Consider the following 22013-nt stretch of genomic DNA (forward strand, 5'->3'; position numbering starts at 1 on the left):
CCTCCTAAAATTTTTTGATTATCTGATAGAGTAAAACGGATGAGCTGATGACCATGAGACAGAAAACGCCGGCCAGGAAATACATGTTTTCTGGTATGAACATATGAAGGATGATCAGCAGGGCCGCCGTTACGATGTTGATTATGACAGCTCCTATCAGCTTTTGATTGCTTTTTACGACATTTGTGCTTTCTTCCAGATGCTGTATCATTTTGCTGTCTCCTTTCAGCAGACCATCGAGGCTAATGGAATACAAGTCGCTTAATTTGATAACGCTGATTATATCTGGATATGATTTTTCATTTTCCCAATTTGAAATAGTCTGTCTTGACACATTGATTTTTTCAGCTGCGTTTTCCTGGGTTAGCCCAGAACGTACACGAGCGTCTTTTAACTTTTTGCCGATTTCCATATTAAGACTGCTCCTTTCAAGACTATCCTGCCATATTGGTGGGAAAATGTCTATCAAATCTCTTTGACACAGAAAAAAACCGTGTCAAAATTCTTTTACATACCTTACCGCACGAAGTGCGCCTGCCCGGAGGGTATGAATTAAGGGATGCCCTTGGGTATACCTTACCGCACGAAGTGCGCCTGCCCGGAGGGCATACCTTTAAATATCTTTGAAACAAACGTATCTTTAAAACCAAATGAGGCAGGAGGAAATCCGATTCCATCCAGGCGGCTCGCTGGCAGCCGTAACCAGCATCTTTACGGCCTCCAGTCGGTCCTTTCCAACTGACATGGATAAATCGATATTTTTCCATGTCAGATTCCAATAAAAACCTGCATGAGATTCGGTTTTTACCTCCCTGCGGCCGGGAAGATTCTGCTAACGGCTTTGCGGCGCTCGCCTTACGATGGGATCGGATCGTTCCTCCTGCTCCTCTTCCCGCACCAAAATAAGCTTCTGTTTGTTCCGAAAGATATTGAAGCGGACACCGCGGCCCGCTGCTTTATGCGCGCGGGCCGTGTGGATATCCAATCCTTTTTGGAATCAATGGAACGGAAATTATCCAGTATGGTGCGGCAGGCAGAGCACCGGCAGAAAGATTCCGGGCCGGCCTAAAGGCGAGCGCCGCAGGGCAGCGGCCGGTGTTCTCCAGGCGGAAGAAGACAGAAACGGAAATACCGATTCCGTTTCTGAGCGAACCGGAGACGAAAAATCATCCGGATTTTCCGTCGACATGTGAGCGGTACTCCTGGAGCGGGGATAAAGCGGCCCCTGCATCGCCAGCGAACCGAAATCGTGACGGCCCGGAACTTCTGCCGGTGCCTAACTGTAGCGTAATCGGAATTTACTAAAATGATTCCAAAAAATATTTTGTATTATAGTGATAAAGACAAATATATTTTAATGATTTTCAAAAGTATGATGTGCTTAACAGATCATGAAGTGAAAAGGGAAAGGATGTGGATAAAATGAAAACTATCTATCGCCGCTGTACAGTACTTGACGGAACAGAAGAAATGGAGCCGCGGCCGGACATGACGGTCGTTGCAGAAGACGGCAGGATCATATCAGTCACAAAGGAGGAGGCGTTTTCCGGGGAAGGAGAAGTCATAGATCTGGAGGGCCGGTATCTGATGCCGGGTCTTATCAATCTGCACGTTCATCTGCCGGGAAACGGCGCGCCGAAGAAAAAGCAGCAGGACAGCACGGCGGCGGCTAAACTGGTGATGAAAAATAGATTTACCCGTTTTATTGGCTTAAAGATGTGCGAAAATTACGCTAAGACGGAGCTTTTATCCGGTGTGACTACGATCCGTACAGTCGGCGGCCTCGGCAATTTTGATACTTTGATTCGCGACCGTATCAACGCCGGAAAGCTGGACGGCCCGAGAATCCTGGCATCCAATATGGCGGTTTCCGTGCCGGGAGGCCATATGACCGGTTCCGTGGCATATTCCGCGGGGAGTGAAGAGGAATGCCGTGCGTTGGTGAGAAAAATCGCCGGTGAGAAACCGGATTGGATAAAGCTTATGATCACCGGAGGCGTACTGGACGCGAAGGTGAAGGGAGAGCCGGGAGTGCTGAAGATGCCTCCTTCTTACGTAAAAGCCTGCTGCGAGGAAGCACACAAGGCGGGATACCGCGTGGCCGCCCACACAGAAAGCCCGGAGGGAGTGCGGACAGCGCTGGAAAATGGAGTGGATACGATTGAACACGGGGCTTCTCCCGATGAAGAGATCATCTCTCTGTTCAAAGAAAAGAAAGCCTGTGACATCTGTACGATCTCGCCCGCCGTTCCTTTGGCGAAGTTTGGGAAAGATATCATGGACAGTACAGAGATGATGCGGTATAACGGAAACATTGTGCTGGAGGGTATTATAAACTGTGCCAAGGCAGCGCTTGAGCATGGCATACCGGTGGGACTAGGCACCGATACGGCCTGTCCGTTTGTCACTCATTATGACATGTGGAGGGAGCTGCAGTACTTCCATAAATATGTCGGAGTGAGCCGGGCCTTTGCTCTTTACACAGCTACGAGAAGAAACGCGGAGATTGCGGGTATTGGACAAGAGACCGGCAGTATAGAACCGGGGAAAAGCGCGGATTTTCTAATCACAGAGAAAAATCCATTGGAAGATCTGACTGTTCTCCGCACTCCGTATATGGTAGTCGCTCGCGGAAAAGCATTTAAAAAGCCAGTCGTCAAGAAATATCCCATTTGTGAGCGGGAGCTTGATAAATGCCTGCAGAATTTATAAAGCGAAGCAAAATAACCGCGCCATTGGTGATAGGATGGCGCGGCTATTTTGTTTCGATGAGATTGAGGAGGTAAATTTAAAATAACTCCTTGACAAATAAAACTGTTATGTTTATAATTACAGTAATAACTGAGATGAAAAATAGAACAGTTTATAACCGGAGGTGTATATGAAACTGAAACGACTTATCAGCGGCGCGGCAGTGATCCTCATGATCACCAGCTCAGGAATGTTTGCCGGCTGCGGTGCGAAGCACGCAGAACCGGAGACGACGAAAGAAGAAACACGATCTGCCGAAGAAAAGGGGACAGAAGCTTCATCTTCTTCAGAAGAAGAGACGGCAGAAGCATCTCCGTTATTCGGAAGCTTTACATCAGAGACGCTGGACGGAGAAGCAGTAGATCAGGAGATATTTTCCGGGGCGGATCTGACTATGGTGAATATCTGGGGTACATTCTGCGGCCCTTGTATCAGTGAGATGCCCGATCTTGGCGAGATAAGCCATGAGTATAAGGACAAAGGGGTCCAGGTGATCGGGATAGTCAGCGACGTAGTAGAGGCAAAGGATGAGACAGCTCTGGAAATCGTGGATACCACGGGAGCGGATTATACGCACATCATCGTATCAAAGGACTTGTACCTCGGCTATCTGAAGGAAGTTCAGGTGGTGCCTACTACCGTATTTGTGGATAAGGAAGGGAAACAGGTCGGAAGCGCGTTTTATGGGGCGAAGAGCAAGGAAAAATGGGAAAAGGCCATAGACGAATTGCTGGAGCAGGTGAAAAATGAAGGATAAAAAGGTTATCTGGATCAGAAGGGCTCTGATAGCGGCGGCGTTGGGCTTCCTGATATTTGGAATCAGCAGAGGCGAAGCGGGAACCGTACTAAAAAAAGCAGTGAATATATGTCTGGAGTGTATAGGAATTGGCTGAAATTTTAAAACGTATGAAAAAAAGGGCGAGGCTCTGGGTACAGGTTGGATTTTCTGCCCTTACCAATGGATATCTGCTGGGCTTTGTAAAGGGAAAGATTTTTACGGGGCCGACAAAAGCTGTATGTGTTCCAGGGCTTAACTGTTACTCCTGTCCCGGAGCTCTGGGCTCCTGCCCCATCGGTTCTCTGCAGGCGGTGCTGGGCAGCAGGAATTACAAATTTTCCTTTTATGTGATTGGGTTTCTCATGCTGATCGGATCTCTGGCAGGACGGTTTGTATGCGGATGGCTTTGTCCGTTTGGACTCATCCAGGATCTGCTTTATAAAATTCCTTTTATTAAGAAACGGAAAAACCTGCCCGGGCACAAGGTGCTGGTCTGGATGAAGTATGTGATACTGGCGGTATTTGTTATAATCCTTCCCCTGTTCGCTGTGGATATCGTTGGACAGGGAAGCCCCTGGTTTTGCCAGTATATCTGTCCCAGCGGGACACTTACGGGAGGAATACCACTGGTGTTGCTCAATGAACCGCTCCGGGGCGCCATCGGCTGGCTGTTCCAATGGAAAATGGCCATACTGCTTCTCATGATTTTCTTGTCTGTCATCGTATACAGGCCCTTCTGCAAATATGTATGTCCTCTGGGCGCTGTATACAGCTTGTTTAATCCAATTGCACTGTACCGGTATCAGGTGGACGCGGAAAAATGCACAAAATGCGGCAAATGTCAAAAAGCCTGTAAGATGGATATTCGAGTGTGGGAAACACCGAACAGCCGGGAATGTATCCGGTGCGGGGACTGCCTGAAAAGCTGCCCCCATGGAGCAATCTGCAGCAGCATGGGAAAGAAGAAGGAGACTATCATAGTAAAGGACGGACAACAGAATGACAAGTGAATTTTCAATCGCGGTACATGCTCTTGTATATCTAAACCATAAGGGGACTACTCTGGCCAGCGAGGCCCTGGCAGAGAATGTGTGCACCAATCCGGCGCGCATCAGGAAGGTCATGGCAAAAATGAAGAAAAAAGGTCTGGTGGGGACAAAAGAGGGGCTGAACGGGGGCTATTACATGGTATGGAAAGCGGAGGAGGTGAATCTCCGCCAGATATGCGAGGCTCTGGAGGTGGATATGGTGAAAGCGTCCTGGCGGTCAGGGAGTCTGGACATGGACTGCCTGGTTGCATCCGGCATGGCCGGGGTCATGGATGGAATATACGGGGAGCTGAATGAGCTCTGCAAAAAAAGGCTGGAAAACATGACCATCCAGGATATTGACGATCAGATTTTTAAAGGGAATAAAAAATAATAAGAGTCGGAAAGGGGCAAACAGGATGGAACGATATGATGCGATAATCATCGGATTTGGAAAAGGGGGAAAAACACTGGCTGCCAAGCTGGGAGCTCAGGGGAAAAGAGTTGCCATGATCGAAAAGGATTCGGGCATGTATGGCGGGACCTGTATCAATGTCGGATGTATTCCGTCAAAATCTTTGGTGAGGAGTTCGGGAATCGCCGCGCTCCATCCTGAGAAAAGCTTCGAGGAAAAAGCACGGGAATATAAGGCGGCGATCGAAGAGAAGAGACGCCTTACGGCCGCACTCCGTGGAAAGAATTTTTCAAAGCTGGATGATATGGAACATGTGACGGTATATAATGGAACCGCCTCCTTTATCTCCAATACAGTTGTATCGGTAAAGACAGAGAATGAAACCTTCTCATTGGAAGGAGAAAAAATATTTATAAATACCGGCGGGACACCGGTGATTCCTCCCATTGAGGGACTTGTAGGGAACCCGTATGTGTATACCAGCGCTGAGCTGATGGATCTGGATATCCTTCCGGAGCGTCTGGTCATCATCGGGGGCGGATACATAGGTTTGGAATTCGCGTCCATGTATTCCGGTTTTGGCACAAAGGTCACGATCCTGCAGGATGGGGAAACCTTCCTGAAGAGAGAAGACAGGGATATGGCAGAAGCGATTCGTTCCATTCTGGAAGAACGGGGAGTGGAATTCAGGCTGGGAGCTAAGATACAAAAGGTGGAAGCGAAGGAAGGTTATGCGGAGACGCGCATTTTGTGGGAAGGGGCAGAGATGCTCCTCCAGTCTCAGGCGGTGCTGGCGGCGGCCGGAAGGAAGCCCAATACAGAAGGCCTTGACGCAGAAAATGCCGGGGTCAGAAGAAACGCCCGCGGCGCGGTCATCGTAGATGACGAGCTGAAGACCAGCGCTCCCAATATCTGGGCGATGGGAGATGTAACCGGCGGTCTCCAGTTTACCTATGTATCACTGGATGACTTCAGAATTATATGGTCCCAGATGAACGGAGGAGATTACACAAGAGCAGACAGAAAAAATGTGCCGTACAGTGTATTTATCACACCGTCCTTTTCACGGGTGGGACTGAACGAGGAAGAAGCAAGAGCGGCAGGATATCAGGTCAAGATTCTGAAGATGCCGGCCGCGGCGATTCCGAAAGCCCAGGTATTAAAGAACCCCAAGGGACTTCTGAAAGCCGTGATTGATGAAAAGACGAACCGGATCCTGGGTGCGATGCTCCTCTGCGAAGAGTCCTATGAGATGATCAATACCGTAAAGCTTGCGATGGATCTGGAAGCTGATTATCGGTTTTTGGGCAAACAGATCTATACACATCCTACCATGAGTGAAGCCTTTAATGATTTGTTCGGTCAGTAAAGCGCATCATAACTTGAAAAAAAGGCAGTCTGCCGTTTAGGGAGATGCCCCGCTCACGAAATGGGCGGGGCATCTTTATCCTGCAGATAATCAAGCTCCTGTGTTTTCCAATAAACGGCGTCTTCTTCCGTAACGGGACGCAGGATCCGGCATGGGTTCCCGGCTGCGATCACATTTGGGGGAATATCTTTTGTGACGATGCTTCCAGAACCAATTATGGAGTTTTCTCCTATGGTGACGCCTGGATTAAGGACTGCCCCTCCTCCGATCCATACGTTGTCCCCGATGGCTATGGGGCGGCCGTATTCCAATCCGGTATTTCTTACGGACGCGTCGACGGGATGGGCGGCGGTATAGATACCCACCCTGGGCCCGATGAGCACATGGCTTCCTATGGTCACAGGGCACACATCAATGATGATGCAGTCACAGTTGATATACAGATGATCTCCTGCTAAGATCTGTTTTCCGTAGTCACAGCGGAAGGGCGGCTCCACGTGGAAGCCGGCTCCGATTTTTCCGAAAAGCTCACGGATGATGGCGTCCTGCTTTTCTGTATCGTATTCGGTCATATGGTTAAAGACGGTCAGAAGCTGTTTGCACCGGATGTACTCTTTTGTAAGCTCTTCATCGGCAGTCATATGATAAAGCCTGCCGGACAACATGCGTTCTTTAGGAGTCATGAAAATGCCTTTCTTGTAAAATGGTCTAACATCCTGGTCTCAGAGATATAAATATAGTGGAATATATTTGCCACGAAGAGTATTGTAGCAAAAGGACAGGCAGGTGTAAAGGCCTCTGGAGAGAGATTTTCCGTCTGTACTTTATGAAAAACTTGAAAATATTTCCAGTATGCAGTATGATAAAAACGTCACCGGTTTTCTTTGCCAAGATAAAGTGATAAAGTGACAAAGCTTGCGCGGATATTTTATTGACACTTGTATTCGAGGAAAAGAGGAGGAAAGCTATGGCTAGAAAAAAAGTTCAGGCAGCGGAGAAGACGGAAACAAAAACGGCAGAGGCATATGAAAAAGCAGCGGCGCCTGAGAAAAAAGCGGCTGCGGAGGTAAAAAAGCCTGTCGGAAGAAAGCCCGTAAAGAGAACGGAGATGAAGACGAGCGTCTCGGTACAGTACATGGGCAAGGATATTTCTGACAAGGAAATGATCGCATTGATCAAAAAGGACTGGACTGCTAAGAAGCGTAAGGTCAGTGAGATCAAGACAATGGAGCTGTACGTGAAGGTTGAAGAAAATATGGTATATTATGTCATCAACGGTGAAGAGACCGGAAGCGTGGCGATCTGATTTCAGTTCGGGAGTCAGAGCATATTGGCCGCATTCATGGAGGAATATAAAGTTCCTTTATGGGTGCGGCTTTTTCAGAACACACCCAACGGCTCTGTTCAGTTCCCGGGGAAGTACGTTCCCCGGTGTTGAAAAAAGGCGTATTTTGTTGTATAATGATAAAACTGCAGCTAAAAAGGAAATGAGAAGCACAGAACCGAGAGGATATTATATGAAAAAAAATGCAGGAAACAGGATTCGCCGTATCTGTCTATCCCTTTCCGTTATGATTGCGGCAGCCGGCGCGTTGTCTTCTTCGGCAGCCGGTGATGACCTTCAGAGGGCCGGAGATAAGGTGGAAAGTGCCGAGGAGCAGGCAAAGGATTTGAAAGAAGCTGGAGAACGCCTGGAAAGCTATCTGGAAGAACTGAACACGCAGCTGGACCAGCTGACCTCCGACATGGAGGAGCTGGCGAGACAGAAGGAAGAGCTGAACGGCCGTCTGTCCGCCACGGAGGAGGAGCTGGAGGAAGCGAAGGCTACGGAGTCCAGGCAGTATGAGGATATGAAAAAGCGGATTCAATATATGTATGAAAACCGCGATGCCGGCTTTGTGGGATTGATATTTTCCGAAGAAAGCCTGTCCGGTATCATGAATAAGGCTGAATATGCCATGGACATGGCCGGATATGACAGAAGGATGCTGACGGAATATAAAGAGACGAAGGAGCTGGTGGCTCAAAAGGAGAATGATCTTTTGGAGGAGCAGGATGCTCTGGAGCAGGTTGTGCGGGATACGGAGCAGAAGAGGAACGAGGTGCTCGCGGCCATCGGGGAGACGGCAGAGAAGATGGAGGCCTGCGCGGGAAACCTGGAGGATACCGAGGGACAGCTGGCGCAGTACCGGTCGGAGCTGCAGCAGAAGGAGCTGGAGGCGGAGAATCAGATGGCGGAGCTTACAGACGACGGGACCCAGGTCGCGGACGGCGGCTCCGGCAGCGGAAACAACGGGATGGGAGGAAACGAGAACGGCGGGGGGAGTACGGCGGCGGCCGACAAACCCAGCGAAGGAGACGGAAGCACAGAAACTCCGGTGAAGCCTTCCGATTCCCCCACGGAGGCGCCCACCCAGGCGCCGACAGAAGCTCCCACCCAGGCCCCGACGGAAGCACCGACAGAGGCGCCGACAGAAGCCCCGACGGAAGCACCGACTCAGGCGCCTGATCCCGGTGAAGACGAAATCGATTATACAGCCTATACCGACTTGGAGCTGATGGCCGCCATGATTTATCGTGAGGCCAATATGGAACCTTGGGAAGGCAAGGTGGCTGTGGGGAATGTGATCATGAACCGGATTCGGAGCAGCCGATATCCCAACACCATGCTGGGAGTGCTGTCCCAGCCCTATCAGTTCAGTCCATGGGGATATCCGAAGTATATCAATGCCCTAAAGAACGGGGTGAACGCAACCTGCAGGCAGGCGGCGGAGGCGGCCATGAACGGGACGGAAAACTACATCGGGGACCTGCTTCACTTCCGCACCATAGCCCCCGGATACGAGGGAATTAAGATTGGCGGCCATGTTTTTTATTGAATATTAAAACGGCATAGAGCTATTTCCAAAAGCGGCATGGTTTTTGCTATGCCGTTTTTACATTTTATAAGGAGGAAATCCATGAACTGGGAACCTTGGACAGGATGCTGCAAGGTGAGTGACGGCTGCACGAACTGCTATTTTTATGGGCCCCACGCAAAACGCTATGGTCAGAACACGATTGAAAAAACAGATAAATTTGATTGGCCCATAAGGAAAAACGCAAAAGGGGAATATAACATTAAAGGAAACAAGATTCTTGCGACCTGCTTTGCCACGGACTTTTTTCTTCCGGAGGCGGATGAATGGCGGAAAGAAGTCTGGACCTTTATCAAGGAAAGAACGGACATCGATTTTTTGATCTTGACAAAGCGCATCGACCGTTTTCCTGTATCGCTTCCTTCTGATTGGGGGGCAGGATATGACAATGTGAACATTGGATGTACAGTCGAAAATCAAAGTACGGCGGATTATCGCCTTCCCCTGTTTTTATCCTATCCGATAAAACGGCGCTTCATCGCCTGCGCGCCGCTTTTAGAGGCGATAGACCTAACGCCATATCTTCATGGGACGGACCACGTTACTGTTAGCGGCGAAACGGGGCGGGAAGCCCGCGAATGTGATTATGAATGGGTACTTAATATCCGTGAGCAATGTGTAAATGCAGGCGTCACATTCTGGTTCAAAAACACAGGTACTTTTTTTAAACGTGACGGAGCCGTAGAAAAGATTAATCCATTTAGGCAGTCTGGCATGGCGAAAGAGCTTGGCATCGATATTTCAGATGGAAAACGGCTGTTTTAACAGGATGGGAGTATATGGACAGGAAAAAACTCGTAAATCAAAGCATTGACTATATTATGCAGCATTTGGATGAAGATCTGTCGCTTGATATCGTTGCCGCGCAGTTCTACGTATCAAGATTTCATTTCAGCCGTATATTCAAGGAAGAGACGGGTGAAAGCGTTTATGCGTTTATCAAGCGCTGCAGAGTCGATCAAAGTGCGGTAGATATAAAGTTAAACCCAACAAAATCAATTGCAGATATCGGTTTGGATTATGGATACAGCTCTTCCAACTATAGCACTGTATTTAGAAAGCGCCATAATGTTTCTCCGGCTGTGTTTAAGAAGTCCATAATGAGTCACAGCATGTCTGTTCCTTTTACTCCGAAACGGGTCGTTCCATTTAAAACCGAGGAGGAATATGCCGCCCACATTGGGATTCAAAAGATAGATGATTTATTTTTGATCTATGAAAGATTTATAGGAAGCTATGCGGATATTGAAAAGAACTGGTATCAGTTTTTGGATAAATATAAGGGATTCTTGAAGGAAAATACAATCTTGGCAGAACGATTTTTCAATGATCCGGCCATTACGGACTCATCCCAATGTATCTGCGACATTTGTATGACGGCAGAACTGGAGTGCGGACTGAATAATGTAATGTGGATGAAAGGCGGCAAATGGATCGTATATCACTTCAGTGGAGAGATCAGAGATATTTATGAGACGCTGCAAGGGGTTTTCAGCGTCTGGCTGCCTCAGAGTGGCTTCAAAATGGCACGGCAGTATGGACTGAATATCTATCGCAGCATTGACCGGGATAACCATAGCGTTGTAATGGATCTATGCATCCCAATTCAATAAAAGCAAGAATTCAGAAGCCGGCAGGAGGATTTTTTTCTATAATCATAATTGTTCCATCGATAAATTCAAGAACCGGAGGAAGTAATGTTTGATATAAGGAAGATCCAAGAGAATGTAATTTATGAATGTGTCAAGGCCGAAAGTGACGCGGATACAGCCAAAGAAGTCGTGTATGGCGAGGAGCGGACGGATCATGCGGAAAACGACGCCGATTGGGTGAAGTCTGCGATGCGGCGTTTAGAAAGCAGATTTGCTCCTGAGTCGGTAAAGAAAATACGGATGAACTGTCAATGCGGCTATGGAATGGAAGAGAAACTTTCGCTTTTAAAGGAATTAAAGTCAAATGCAGAATCCATAGAAGAATTTGCGGATTCGGAGAAAGCAAAGGCTGCCGGGCTCTTTTGCGAAAATGGCGAACTTTTCCTGCGATTTTATTTCTGTCCGTGCCCTATGCTTGCAGAGGTGGAGAGACTAGAGACAAAAGCATGGTGCCAGTGTACGGCCGGCTACAGTAAAGTGCTTTTTGAAAAGGCGTTTGCATGTAAGGCAGATGTGGAATTGTTTAAAAGTATAAAGATGGGCGATTCGGTATGTCTGATGAAAATCACCCTCTGTGATCCTGATTGGAAATAAAACAGTAAAAAATGGGCGTACGTTTTAAAACGATACGCCCATTCCTTATGGACAGCGGCCTGATTGAGAGCGCGCCGTCAATCCTTCATTTTAGGCTCGAAGATCAGAGAACCGATATATCCGAAGATCAGTGCGCCGCTGATGCCTGCCGCGCTGGCTTTCAGACCGCCTAAAAACAGGCCGAGAGGCCCTTCTTCACTGACGCTTTCTTTCACACCTTTGAACAGAGTATTGCCAAAGCCGAGGAGAGGAACGGAAGCGCCTGACCCGGCCCATTCGATGAAGGGCTCGTAAACGCCAAGAAAGCCAAGGACTACGCCGGAGCACACCAAAAGCACCATGATGCGGCCAGGCATCAGCTTTGTTTTGTCCATGAGGATCTGCACCAGGGCACAGATCGCGCCTCCTATTAAGAATGCTTTTAAATAATCCATACTGCACGACCTTTCCGGTAAACTTTTTCTTAGGAAAAGTCTGTGCAGTATGGATTATTTTATACATAATATTAAATTTTTATGACGGCTGCCTTTGGTCAATTCCCCAGAGTACTGTTTAATACGCCGGGGGGACCGATATTGGATTCGCTGCTGTCTTCGGAACTGCTGCTTTCCGGAGTAGTATCGTCCAGTTCATTTCCTGGATCCAAAAGGCTGTTGTCCGTCCCGTTTTCTCCATTCATAAAGGGGAAGGCGTGTCCGGTATGGATGTAGCAGGTGCTGTTTTTCAGCGCGTCCGGCAGCAGATAAGCGCTGTCATCGGTGACTCCGGATGCGTCTCCGGTGAGGACCCGGTAGATTCTGGTCTGCTTCAGGGAATCCGGGCAGAATTCCGTCGCCAGCGAACCGCTGAGGGAGCAGACCGTTACCTTTACATGGTGATCGCAGACCTCGGTTGGAGCCGTTCCCTTTGCGAAGTATTCGGTATAAGTCATGTCTCCCGCAGGATCCTGATCGCAGATACCAGGCACAGCCAGCTTGCCGGATTTCCGGCATATGGTCACCTGCTCGATGTTTCCCGGCATATCAGGAAAGGATTTCTCGGGAAGCTCTTCGCAGGCTCTGCTCATAATCTTGTGCCACATATATTTCACGTCTTCTCCGGTGGACATGGGGCTGTTTTCATCGTATCCCTGCCAGAGCCCCAGCGTGTAATACGGCGTATATCCCACAAACCAGACGTCGTTGCTTGCTGTGGTAGTACCGCTCTTTCCAGCGGTGGGAAGACCTTCTACCTTGGCTTGGGGAGCGCTGGAACGGATGTCGGTCCTTCCGTACAGATAGGAGGTTTCGCATACGTCTTCCATGGCGCTGGTCAGAAGCCACGCCGTGGATTCCTTGATCACAGTGTGGGTTTCCGGTCCATTGTCCACGAGGATCTTTCCGTTGCTGTCCAGGATTTTCGTGTAATAAACCGGTTTGGTATACACTCCCTTGTTGGCGATGGCGGCGTATGCGGAGGTCAGTTCAAGGTTGCTGACTCCATGGGTGATGCCACCCAGGCAGAGGGAGGGACCGATATCGGTGGAAACCTCTCCGGTGTCTATATTTTTCTCGCTCTCCACCAACGACGTGATGCCAAAATCCAGGGCGTATTGATATCCGAGCTGTGGAGTCACCGTGTTCATCATGGTCCTGAGGGCCACGATATTCATGGAATAGGTGATGCCGTCACGGATGTTGGCGTAGCCGACATAGCCCGACTGCCACCAGTTGGAAAAGGTTTTGTCTCCCAGTGTATAAGGAGAATCGTAATAGACCGTGCCCAGAGTGGCGCCGGAGCTGTCAAGAGCCGGTGCGAATGCAGTCAGGACTTTAAAGGTGGAGCCGGGCTGCCGGAGGCTGTCCGTAGCTCGGTTCAGGCTCAGGCTGGTGGTCTTTTCTCCCCGTCCTCCGCTTATGGCCTTCACATAGCCTGTATTCTGTTCCATCAGGACACAGGAGCCTTGAGGCTGGAGAGTGATGTCCAGGCGCTCTCCCTGGACCATATCTTCCGGGCTTACGACTGTGCTCCGGAATTCCTGGACGTACTGCCGGATCTCGTCTTCTGTATCAAAGATCAGCTTTACGGCCGCTCCGTTCTTTTCCCGCAGGTAAGACTTTATATTCGCCTCGGAGTAATTATCCGTAGAACCGTCCTTATGCGTGATGGAAAGGCGGTATGAGAAGCTGTACTGGATGGCGCTGCTGTAGTTGGAAGGGTCGGAGATTTCCTCATCCACGATTTTCTGGAGATCAGAATCCTGGGTGGTGTAGATCTTGAGCCCGCCGCTGTAGAGCAGGTTTCTGGCCTCTGTTTCCGAATAACCGGCTTTTTCCTGCAGATCAGACAAGGCCTGTACGATAGTCTCGTCTACAAAATAGCTGTAAACAGAGGATTCATTGGACTTTGCCGCGTCCACCTCCTGGATCAGGACATAGACATCGTCGGTCTCCGCGGCACGCAGCTCTTCCTGGGTGATGTAGCCTTGCTCGAACATATCCTCCAGGACGATGTTGCGGCGCTTGACATTTTCATCCGGATTGGTGATGGGATTATATCTGGTAGGATTCTGGGTAATGGCCGCGATGACGGCACATTCCGATAAGTTCAGCTCACTGACACTTTTCCCGAAATACCGTTCCGAGGCGGCTTCCACTCCCAGGGTATTGGCCCCCAGGTTGATCGTGTTCAGATAATTTTGCAGGATGATCTTTTTATCCATGGTTTTCTCCAACTGGATGGCGAGATACTGCTCCTGTATTTTTCGTTTGACCTTGGCCCCGAAAGATTTTTCCGCGCCGCCGTTAAAGGCCACATTTTTGATCAGCTGCTGGGTAATGGTGCTGGCCCCCTGGTCAAAATCGCCGGTGGTCAGCCCTGAGAGCACGGCTCTTGCCATGCCCTTTACGTCCACGCCGTTGTGAGTCCAGAAGCGGGAATCCTCGATGGCCACAAAAGCGTTGATCAGATTCTGGGGGATCTCTGAATATTCCACAGGCTGGCGGTTTGAGCCGGCCATCACAAGTGTTTGAATTTCCTTGCCGTCTGCGTCATAGATGATAGTTGCGGACGCATCCGGGGACATGTCCAGGGTGTTCAGATCCGGGGCATTTTTGAGTATGCCGCGGAACATGCCGGCGCCGGTGGAGACAGCTATCACAAACAGGCTGAGGATGCCGGCCAGCAGGATCTTGAACATAATGACGGCCGCCCTCGTCTTTTTCCTGCCGGATTTCGCTGAAGCGGAACGAATCTGTTCCTTCAGGCCATTTTTACCATAATTCATAAAGAAACCCTCCTGAGTTTCGGATAAACATTTCATGGAAGCAAATAAAGTTTTGCTTCTACATTATAGCAAAAAAGCAGGTACAAATAAAGGGGTAATTCCGCGGCGCAATTGGCGGTTGCCTGAAATACTCTTCTATATTACAATTATATTACAGAAAACAAAAGCCGGAAGACCGTGTGGGAGGACTGTATGAGACAGAGCTATTTGGAACTATATGAGGGCGGCGAAGGAGAGATCGTGGAGAAGAAGTCCAGGTTTCTTGCGACAATCCGGCCGGTGAAGTCAGAGGCGGAGGCTGCCGCCGTTTTGGAAGAGACAAGAAAGAAATATTGGGATGCAAATCATAACTGCACGGCGTACAGCATCGGAGTCCGGAATGAACGGGTGAGATGCAGTGACGACGGAGAACCGGGAGGGACGGCCGGGAGGCCTATGCTGGATGTGCTGCTGGGAGAACAGGTGCATAATGTGTGCGCTGTTGTGACCCGGTATTTCGGCGGCACACTGCTGGGAACAGGAGGATTGGTCAGGGCCTATTCCAGAGCCGTCCAGGAAGGGCTTGCAGACTGCGTCATTCTGGACAAAAAGCCGGGACAGGAAATATTGGTCACATGCGATTACAATGGAATCGGAAAAATCCAGTACACAGCAGGTCAGATGGGAGTCCATACTCTGGATACCAGCTATACGGACATCGTGACGTCTCGGATTCTTGTACCTGAGGAACAGACGGATCTGTTCATGAAAAAGGTGACAGAAGCCACAAACGGCCGGGCGGTGATGGAACTTCTTGGTACCCCTTATTTTGCGGAAAAGGACAGGGAAATCCTTCTTTTTGAGGAGTGAGCCATGGAAGGCGGGGGCGAAAGCGGAGAAGGTTACTGCCAGCCGCCGTCCAGGGTGATGACCTGTCCTGTCAGATAAGCAGGAGAAGATATGATCTGGAAAGCCATTTCCGCAGCTTCATCGGGCGTGCCCAGCCGGTCAGCGGGGATCTCTTCTATGAGGGAGGCCCGGTCCTCCGGGCTGAGAAAACGGTTCATTTCCGTGTCGATGGCCCCGCAGGCCAGAGCGTTTACCTGGATGCCGGAAGGGGCCAGCTCCTTTGCCAGGGCTTTGGTGAGAGAATTCACGGCGCCCTTGGAGGCGGAGTAAGCCACTTCACAGGAAGCGCCAGTGTTTCCCCAGACGGAGGAGATGTTTAGGATTTTTCCGTGCTTTGCGGCGACCATGGGAGGAATGGCCAGCCGGCAGCAGTAAAAGACGGAGGAGAGGTTGATGCTCATGATCTCATCCCATTGGGCTTCCGTCATGTCCTGCAAAAGGCCGATATGGGAGACTCCGGCGTTGTTTATGAGGATGTCCGCATGGCCGAACGTTTTTTCAACGGCGGCGAATATCTCTCGGCAGCCGCCTGCTTTTCCCACATCTGCGGCGACAGCGAGGCAGGGGACGCCTGCAGCTTCAATCTCCTGTTTTATACGAAGGAGCGCCTGCTCTCCTCTGGCGCATATGGCGGTCTGGTATCCTGCTTTGGCAAAGCGCAGGGCAATGGACCTCCCGATGCCGCGGGAAGCGCCGGTGACCAAAACAGTTTTGCCTTTTTTATGTTCCATAGATCTCATTAGAACCCCCGATTTCAAAATGGTATTTGTGATCATTATAGCATGCCGCTTCGGTTTCTGCGAGGGCTTCTGCCTTGACATCTGTATTTTCATCGCCTATTATGGTTTCAGGAGGGATTGCTTATGGAAAAACAATACGATCTGGTCATCATCGGTTCAGGTCCGGCCGGACTGGCGGCAGCTATTTACGCCCAGAGGGCCAGGCTTCATACACTTGTGATAGAGAAAGCCATGATGAGCGGCGGACAGGTGCTGAATACCTACGAGGTGGACAATTATCCGGGACTGCCTGGAATCAACGGCTTTGATCTGGGAATGAAGATGCGGGAGCACGCAGACAAGCAGGAAGCGAAATTTGTAGAAGATAATGTAGTACGGGTAGAAGACGGCTCTCCCTACAAGACTGTGGTATGCGAAAACGGGAGCTACGAAGCGAGGGCGGTAATCCTTTCCGGAGGAGCAAAGCACAGACTTCTGGGTGTGCCGGGAGAAGAAGAGCTGTCCGGAATGGGAGTCAGCTACTGTGCCACTTGCGACGGGGCTTTTTACAAAGGCAAAACGACAGCCGTCGTCGGCGGCGGCGATGTAGCCATTGAAGATGCTATTTTTCTGGCCAGGATCTGTGAAAAGGTCTATCTGATCCACAGAAGGGATGAGCTCAGAGGCGCCAAAAGCCTTCAGGAGAAATTGTTTTCTCTTGATAATGTGGAGGTCATCTGGGATACCGTCGTAAAAGAGATTCGCGGAGAAGATGCGGTTTCCGGCATCGTGCTGGAAAATGTGAAAACCGGCGAGACCGAGGAGAAGGACGTTCAGGGAGTTTTCATCGCTGTTGGGATTTTGCCGGAGACGGAAGCATACAAGGGACTTGTGGAGATGGATAAGGCCGGCTATATTGTGGCCGGTGAAGACGGGATTACGTCGGTGCCGGGAATTTTCGCGGCGGGAGATATCCGTACGAAAAAACTGCGCCAGATTGTGACGGCGGCTTCCGACGGAGCCAATGCGGTGACGGCGGCAGAGCAGTATCTGAATCTGCAGAAGGTTTGAGAGCATACCTTCGAACATCTTTTAATCAAACTTTCTTTGTGCGATTGCAAAGCAGGAGGAAATCCGATTCCATCCAGGCGGCTCGCTGGCAGCCCGGAACTTCTGCCGGTGTTTTACCGGAGCTTGATCGGAGCTTACTAAGAATGATTCCCAAAAGTATTTTGTGTTATATAAAAATGAACCGGCCAAGGAGGACGGCCATGAAAAAAACTTATATTAACATGACGAAGGGAAAGAACAGTGATAGTTGTGAAAGACCGGAAAAACAGGCGCGCCTGGAGCCGGGACCTCTGTTAAACAGCCGGGGGGAGCTCAGCCAGGCGGGATATGCCACATCTCTTGTGAAAGCCTATGACAGGAACAGGATCAAGGCGGGAGCCATGCGGATCAAAGAGTGGGATTATTATCTGATCTACAATGAAAGGTATGGAGCCGCCCTTACGCTGGATGACAATTCATATATGGGGCTGGCGAGCATTTCCCTTCTGGATTTTGAAAAACAGACAGAATATACCAGCAGTCCGATGACCGCTTTTCCGATGGGAAGGACTGGATTTCCGGCTTCCTCGGCAAAGGGGGACGTGTCATTGGAAAGAAAAAATATAAGGATGTCCTTCCGCCATGAGGGAGAGAAAAGGATTCTGGAAGGAGAGATGGATAAATTTCATAAGGGTCTGCCGATACGGCTTCGGTTTGAGCTGTCGGAGGAGCCGGAAGACAGCATGGTCATTGCCACGCCGTTTCCGGAGAAAAGGACCGCATTTTATTATAATCAGAAGATCATAGGGATGAAAGCAAGAGGCCAGGCAGAATTTGGCGGACAGATTTACGAGTTTCGTCCGGAGGACAGCTTCGGGCTCCTGGATTGGGGAAGGGGCGTCTGGACATATCACAATACCTGGTACTGGAGCGCCGCCATGGGCCGGGCCGGGGACGGCGAGTTTGGCTTTAACCTTGGCTATGGGTTCGGAGATACCTCGGCGGCTACGGAAAATATGCTCTTTTATAACGGCAGAGCGCATAAGCTTGGAACGGTCACATTCCAGATTCCGGGAGAAGAAGAGGGGAAGCCGGAGTTCATGAAACCGTGGAATGTATTTTCGTCCGACGGGCGGCTGAAGCTTACGTTTACTCCGGTTTTAAACCGGAGCGCGTGTACGTCGGCAGTACTTATCCTGAGTGATCAGCATCAGATATTCGGCCATTTTGACGGCATCGCGGTCTTAGACGACGGAACGGAGATTCAGGTAAGTCATTTGATGGGATTTGCAGAGAAAGTGCGGAACAAATGGTGAGCACAGGTATATGCTGTCAGAGAGATTCCCATCGTCCGGAAGCGCCGCAGGGAAGCACAAGGCCGCTTTCTGTCACGGGGAGCCCTACTTCGTCGGCTGTTATGGCGCCCTGAAAACGGGAGAGCTGAATCCCCATCATATAGGAAAGGACAGAGGGAGCGAGCCCGGTGGTATAAGAATTTATCAGGAAAAACAGAGGAGCGTCCGACAAAAGCTTTGTACACAGCTTTACCAGAGGATAAATGGCGTCTTCAATCTTCCATATCTCACCTTTAGGCCCTCTTCCATAGGATGGCGGGTCCATAATGATCCCGTCGTAGGCATTGCCGCGCCGGATTTCTCTTTCCACAAATTTCACGCAGTCATCTACGATCCATCGTATGGGGGCCTCGGAAAGGCCGGAGGATCTTGCGTTTTCTCTGGCCCATGTCACCATACCCTTGGAAGCGTCCACGTGGGTCACCTGAGCGCCGGCAGAAGCCGCCGCCAGAGTGGCGCCGCCGGTATAAGCGAACAGGTTCAGAACCTTCACAGGCCTATGGGCCTTTTTTATTTTGCCGGAAAACCAGTCCCAGTTCACAGCCTGCTCCGGAAAAAGCCCCGTATGCTTGAAGCTGAAGGGCTTAAGGTTGAAGGTAAGGCCGAGAGGCTCATAACGGATGCTCCACTGCTCCGGCAGGTTAAAAAATTCCCATTCCCCGCCTCCGCGGCTGCTGCGGTGATAGTGGCCGTTTTTATGTTTCCAGCCGCCGTGGGTGCGGGGGGTGTCCCAGATGACCTGCGGGTCCGGGCGGACGAGCAGATAGCAGCCCCATCGTTCTAGTTTCTCTCCTTTTGAGGTGTCGATCACCTCGTAATCGTTCCAATTATCGGCAGTCCACATGAAAGACAGATCCTTTCTCATTCGTGATAAAACACGTTCTTTAATATGACATTGACCTCCATTATATCGGGTTTTTCCGGGGCAGTCAACGGCCGGAAATAAATTCACGAAATACGGCAAAATGGGAATTTGTGACAGCAACACAAAACTTACACTTTTCTTTAGTATGTCAAATGAAGAGGAAATGAAATCTGAAAGATATAATTATTTAAGAATGAAGTAAGAAATTTTATAAAGTTTTAGAGAAAATAAACTTTATTTTAACACAAGACTAACAAAACTTTTATATAATCTTAACACAATGGGAATCTTCACGAAAATCCAAACAACGGGATTTTGTGAGATTCATTATTCGTTTCTGTAAGCAGAACTTCTGCAGCAGCAACAAGCTGAGACTTAATAGAGTAAGCAACTGATACTGACCCGGGGGAGCTTAACAAGCTGACAGAAAAAATTGCAGGAAAGGAGGTTTCAGGTCTTAAAATATTTAAAACAGAAAGCACTTAAAAAAGATATTTAAAGAGTGGAGGGTAATTACATGAAAAAGAAATTATTAGCACTTGTTCTGATGGCGGCCATGGTGCTGTCACTGGCAGCCTGCGGCGGCGACAAGAAAGAGACCACAAAAGCCGCGGAAGAGAAGACGACGAAGGCTGCAGAGGAAAAGACAACAAAGGCGGCTGAAGAGAAAACAACGGCAGCCGGCGACGAAACGACGAAAGCCGCAGCAGGTGAGATCGAAGGCCCCTTCGATGAGAAGTATACCTGGTCTTTAGCGACTACATATGCAACTGGAACACCCATGGTTGACGCCTACTATAAGTTTGCGGATCTGATGAACGAATATTCCGACGGTGCCATCACCCTGAACGTATTCCCGGATTCTTCCCTTATGGGCGAGAACGATTCCTTCCTGGCTCTTAAGTCCGGCGAACTGGAATTCTGCGGATTCGGACCTACACCGTTCTACCTTTACAGTGAGGACTATGGCTTCATGCTTGCTCCTTTCCTGATCGAGACACGCGAAGCTTACAATAACCTTTACAACAGCGATCTCGTAGAGCAGGCAAAAGAGCTTTGGAGAACCGAGTACAACACGAGAGACGTTGCCGGCATGGCATATCGTGGATACAGGAACATGTCCTGCAACAAAGCAATCAATTCTGTTGACGACCTTAAGGGCGTTAAGCTTCGTCTGAATGACAACCAGCTGTGGAGCGAGAGCTGGAGTGCTCTTGGCGCTACCCCCGTTCCGATCGCTTTGGGCGAGCTTTACACTTCCATCCAGAACGGCGCTGCCGATGCTTCTGAAGGCCCTTGGGAGCAGATGAAGAGCATCAACCTGGAAGAGGTTCAGGATTATATCATTGAAACAAAGCATATCTGTGAGAGCGTTGGTATGTGGATGGCAGAAGATCTGTATCAGTCTCTTCCCGACAACTACAAGGCTGTCGTAGACAAGGCTGGACAGGAAGCCATCGATTACCTTGAGAAAGAAGCCATCGCAAGAGAAGACGACTACAAGCAGCAGCTGATCGACGGCGGTTGTGAGTTCATCGAACCCGACCTGAGTGGATTTAAAGAAAAAGCAGAAGCTATCTGGGCTGATTACTTCAAATCTACCTGGACTGCATCCACACTGGAAGAGGTTCAGGCGATCATGGCTGGCGAACAATAAGAAATCTTATTTTGAAGCCATTGTAAAAAGTAATATTGCTTGACTTCATTTGAAGACACCCGCCCGGTTATATTCGAATGGGAATATAAGGTGTGCGGGTGTCTTTTCCATCATTTATCAAGGAAGGGGGATATATGGTGAAAACCTTTAACAAGATTCTGGACAACATAGAGAAGGCTGTTATTACCATCGACAGCATCTTGCTCGTTATCATCACCATTATTGTAGTGTTCCAGGTTATTGCAAGAAAACTGAACATCTCCATGACGGGTACCGAGGAGCTGGCAAGATATGCGTATGTGATCTTCGCATTCTTGGCCTGGCCCATCGCTGCCCTGAGGGGGACGGACGTATGCGTGACCTTTTTATTCGATAAGCTGCCCGGAAAGGTCCGGCACGTGGTTCTGGCAGTCTTTCACATCTCCATGTCTGTATTTGCGGGGATTTGTGTATACAGCCTGATCAAGAACATTGAAAACGCGAAGGGCATCATCGCCGCGTCCAACCGCTGGCTGCATATCAGCTGGGTCTATATCATCGTGGCGGTCGGACTGGTGGCTACCGTGATCTTCAACATCATACGCTGCATATTCCTGCTGACCGGCCAGGCTGTCTATGTCTCACAGGATGAGAAGGACGCCATGGAGCTGGAAGCGGCGAAAGAAGCGTTTGAGAAGCAGCAAGAACTTGAGAAGAAGGGGGAATAGCA

Annotated in this window: 23 protein-coding genes; 17 read left to right on the top strand and 6 right to left on the bottom strand. The window is 49.7% G+C overall.

Features of this window, described 5'->3' with window-relative positions:
- Nucleotides 1-4 precede the first annotated feature (4 nt).
- Nucleotides 5-412: a helix-turn-helix transcriptional regulator gene (locus H9Q78_RS10300; protein ID WP_249301546.1), complete on the bottom strand. Its 408-nt coding sequence runs from the start codon at nt 410-412 to the stop codon at nt 5-7.
- Between the two features lie 683 nt (nt 413-1095).
- On the opposite strand from H9Q78_RS10300, the gene H9Q78_RS10305 reads away from it, so the two are divergent.
- The 7 genes from H9Q78_RS10305 (at nt 1096) to H9Q78_RS10335 (ending at nt 6341) form a co-directional block, all read left to right on the top strand.
- Entirely contained in the window at nt 1096-1305 is a 210-nt protein-coding gene (locus tag H9Q78_RS10305; protein WP_249301548.1) for a hypothetical protein, read from the top strand.
- Between the two features lie 117 nt (nt 1306-1422).
- Entirely contained in the window at nt 1423-2712 is a 1290-nt protein-coding gene (locus H9Q78_RS10310) for an amidohydrolase family protein (RefSeq protein WP_249301550.1), read from the top strand.
- Nucleotides 2713-2881: 169 nt separating this feature from the next.
- Nucleotides 2882-3508: a TlpA family protein disulfide reductase gene (locus tag H9Q78_RS10315; protein ID WP_249301553.1), complete on the top strand. Its 627-nt coding sequence runs from the start codon at nt 2882-2884 to the stop codon at nt 3506-3508.
- Complete coding sequence (locus H9Q78_RS10320; protein ID WP_249301555.1) at nt 3498-3644, top strand: CD1871A family CXXC motif-containing protein; 147 nt, start codon at nt 3498-3500, stop codon at nt 3642-3644. The genes H9Q78_RS10315 and H9Q78_RS10320 overlap by 11 nt, the downstream gene beginning before the upstream one ends.
- A gap of 1 nt (nt 3645) precedes the next feature.
- Complete coding sequence (locus H9Q78_RS10325) at nt 3646-4539, top strand: 4Fe-4S binding protein (RefSeq protein WP_249304814.1); 894 nt, start codon at nt 3646-3648, stop codon at nt 4537-4539.
- On the top strand, nt 4529-4951 hold the full coding sequence (locus H9Q78_RS10330) for an RrF2 family transcriptional regulator (protein WP_249301557.1): 423 nt from the start codon (nt 4529-4531) through the stop codon (nt 4949-4951). Before H9Q78_RS10325 ends, H9Q78_RS10330 begins: the two co-directional genes overlap by 11 nt.
- A gap of 25 nt (nt 4952-4976) precedes the next feature.
- Nucleotides 4977-6341 carry an FAD-dependent oxidoreductase gene (locus H9Q78_RS10335; protein ID WP_249301558.1) on the top strand — a complete coding sequence of 455 codons (1365 nt, stop codon included), beginning with the start codon at nt 4977-4979 and terminating at the stop codon, nt 6339-6341.
- 53 nt (nt 6342-6394) lie between these two features.
- Here the strand turns inward: H9Q78_RS10335 and H9Q78_RS10340 are convergent, their stop codons facing one another.
- Entirely contained in the window at nt 6395-7024 is a 630-nt protein-coding gene (locus H9Q78_RS10340; protein ID WP_249301560.1) for a sugar O-acetyltransferase, read from the bottom strand.
- A gap of 284 nt (nt 7025-7308) precedes the next feature.
- On the opposite strand from H9Q78_RS10340, the gene H9Q78_RS10345 reads away from it, so the two are divergent.
- The 5 genes from H9Q78_RS10345 (at nt 7309) to H9Q78_RS10365 (ending at nt 11505) form a co-directional block, all read left to right on the top strand.
- Complete coding sequence (locus H9Q78_RS10345) at nt 7309-7647, top strand: DUF6465 family protein (RefSeq protein ID WP_249301561.1); 339 nt, start codon at nt 7309-7311, stop codon at nt 7645-7647.
- A 211-nt stretch (nt 7648-7858) separates the two neighbouring features.
- Complete coding sequence (locus H9Q78_RS10350; RefSeq protein WP_249301562.1) at nt 7859-9220, top strand: cell wall hydrolase; 1362 nt, start codon at nt 7859-7861, stop codon at nt 9218-9220.
- Between the two features lie 81 nt (nt 9221-9301).
- The gene (locus H9Q78_RS10355) at nt 9302-10024 is read left to right on the top strand and encodes a DUF5131 family protein (protein ID WP_249301564.1); all 723 of its coding nucleotides are present in this window, start codon (nt 9302-9304) and stop codon (nt 10022-10024) included.
- 14 nt (nt 10025-10038) lie between these two features.
- Complete coding sequence (locus tag H9Q78_RS10360; RefSeq protein WP_249301566.1) at nt 10039-10872, top strand: AraC family transcriptional regulator; 834 nt, start codon at nt 10039-10041, stop codon at nt 10870-10872.
- 84 nt (nt 10873-10956) lie between these two features.
- Nucleotides 10957-11505, top strand: a complete 549-nt coding sequence (locus tag H9Q78_RS10365; protein WP_249301569.1) for a DUF6144 family protein — start codon at nt 10957-10959, stop codon at nt 11503-11505.
- 77 nt (nt 11506-11582) lie between these two features.
- Here H9Q78_RS10365 and H9Q78_RS10370 read toward each other — a convergent pair whose 3' ends face one another.
- Nucleotides 11583-11939 (bottom strand): SpoVA/SpoVAEb family sporulation membrane protein, encoded by a 357-nt coding sequence (locus H9Q78_RS10370; protein ID WP_147595194.1) that lies wholly within the window; start codon nt 11937-11939, stop codon nt 11583-11585.
- A 98-nt stretch (nt 11940-12037) separates the two neighbouring features.
- A complete protein-coding gene (locus H9Q78_RS10375) occupies nt 12038-14770 on the bottom strand; it encodes a transglycosylase domain-containing protein (protein WP_249301572.1) in 2733 nt (910 codons plus the stop codon).
- Nucleotides 14771-14962: 192 nt separating this feature from the next.
- Between H9Q78_RS10375 and H9Q78_RS10380 the strand changes: the two genes are divergently transcribed.
- Nucleotides 14963-15619 (top strand): YigZ family protein, encoded by a 657-nt coding sequence (locus H9Q78_RS10380; RefSeq protein WP_249301574.1) that lies wholly within the window; start codon nt 14963-14965, stop codon nt 15617-15619.
- 32 nt (nt 15620-15651) lie between these two features.
- Here the strand turns inward: H9Q78_RS10380 and ymfI are convergent, their stop codons facing one another.
- Entirely contained in the window at nt 15652-16398 is a 747-nt protein-coding gene (gene ymfI / locus H9Q78_RS10385) for an elongation factor P 5-aminopentanone reductase (RefSeq protein WP_249301578.1), read from the bottom strand.
- A gap of 123 nt (nt 16399-16521) precedes the next feature.
- Between ymfI and trxB the strand changes: the two genes are divergently transcribed.
- Complete coding sequence (gene trxB / locus H9Q78_RS10390; RefSeq protein WP_249301580.1) at nt 16522-17448, top strand: thioredoxin-disulfide reductase; 927 nt, start codon at nt 16522-16524, stop codon at nt 17446-17448.
- A gap of 200 nt (nt 17449-17648) precedes the next feature.
- Nucleotides 17649-18743 carry a DUF2804 domain-containing protein gene (locus H9Q78_RS10395; RefSeq protein WP_249301581.1) on the top strand — a complete coding sequence of 365 codons (1095 nt, stop codon included), beginning with the start codon at nt 17649-17651 and terminating at the stop codon, nt 18741-18743.
- A gap of 16 nt (nt 18744-18759) precedes the next feature.
- On the opposite strand, the gene H9Q78_RS10400 is transcribed toward H9Q78_RS10395, so the two are convergent.
- A complete protein-coding gene (locus tag H9Q78_RS10400) occupies nt 18760-19626 on the bottom strand; it encodes a class I SAM-dependent methyltransferase (protein ID WP_249301582.1) in 867 nt (288 codons plus the stop codon).
- Between the two features lie 538 nt (nt 19627-20164).
- Between H9Q78_RS10400 and dctP the strand changes: the two genes are divergently transcribed.
- Nucleotides 20165-21304, top strand: a complete 1140-nt coding sequence (gene dctP / locus H9Q78_RS10405; protein WP_249301583.1) for a TRAP transporter substrate-binding protein DctP — start codon at nt 20165-20167, stop codon at nt 21302-21304.
- Nucleotides 21305-21438: 134 nt separating this feature from the next.
- Nucleotides 21439-22011 carry a TRAP transporter small permease gene (locus tag H9Q78_RS10410; RefSeq protein ID WP_249301585.1) on the top strand — a complete coding sequence of 191 codons (573 nt, stop codon included), beginning with the start codon at nt 21439-21441 and terminating at the stop codon, nt 22009-22011.
- Nucleotides 22012-22013 lie beyond the last annotated feature (2 nt).

It is taken from the genome of Qiania dongpingensis (assembly GCF_014337195.1).
GTDB lineage: Bacteria > Bacillota > Clostridia > Lachnospirales > Lachnospiraceae > Lientehia > Lientehia dongpingensis.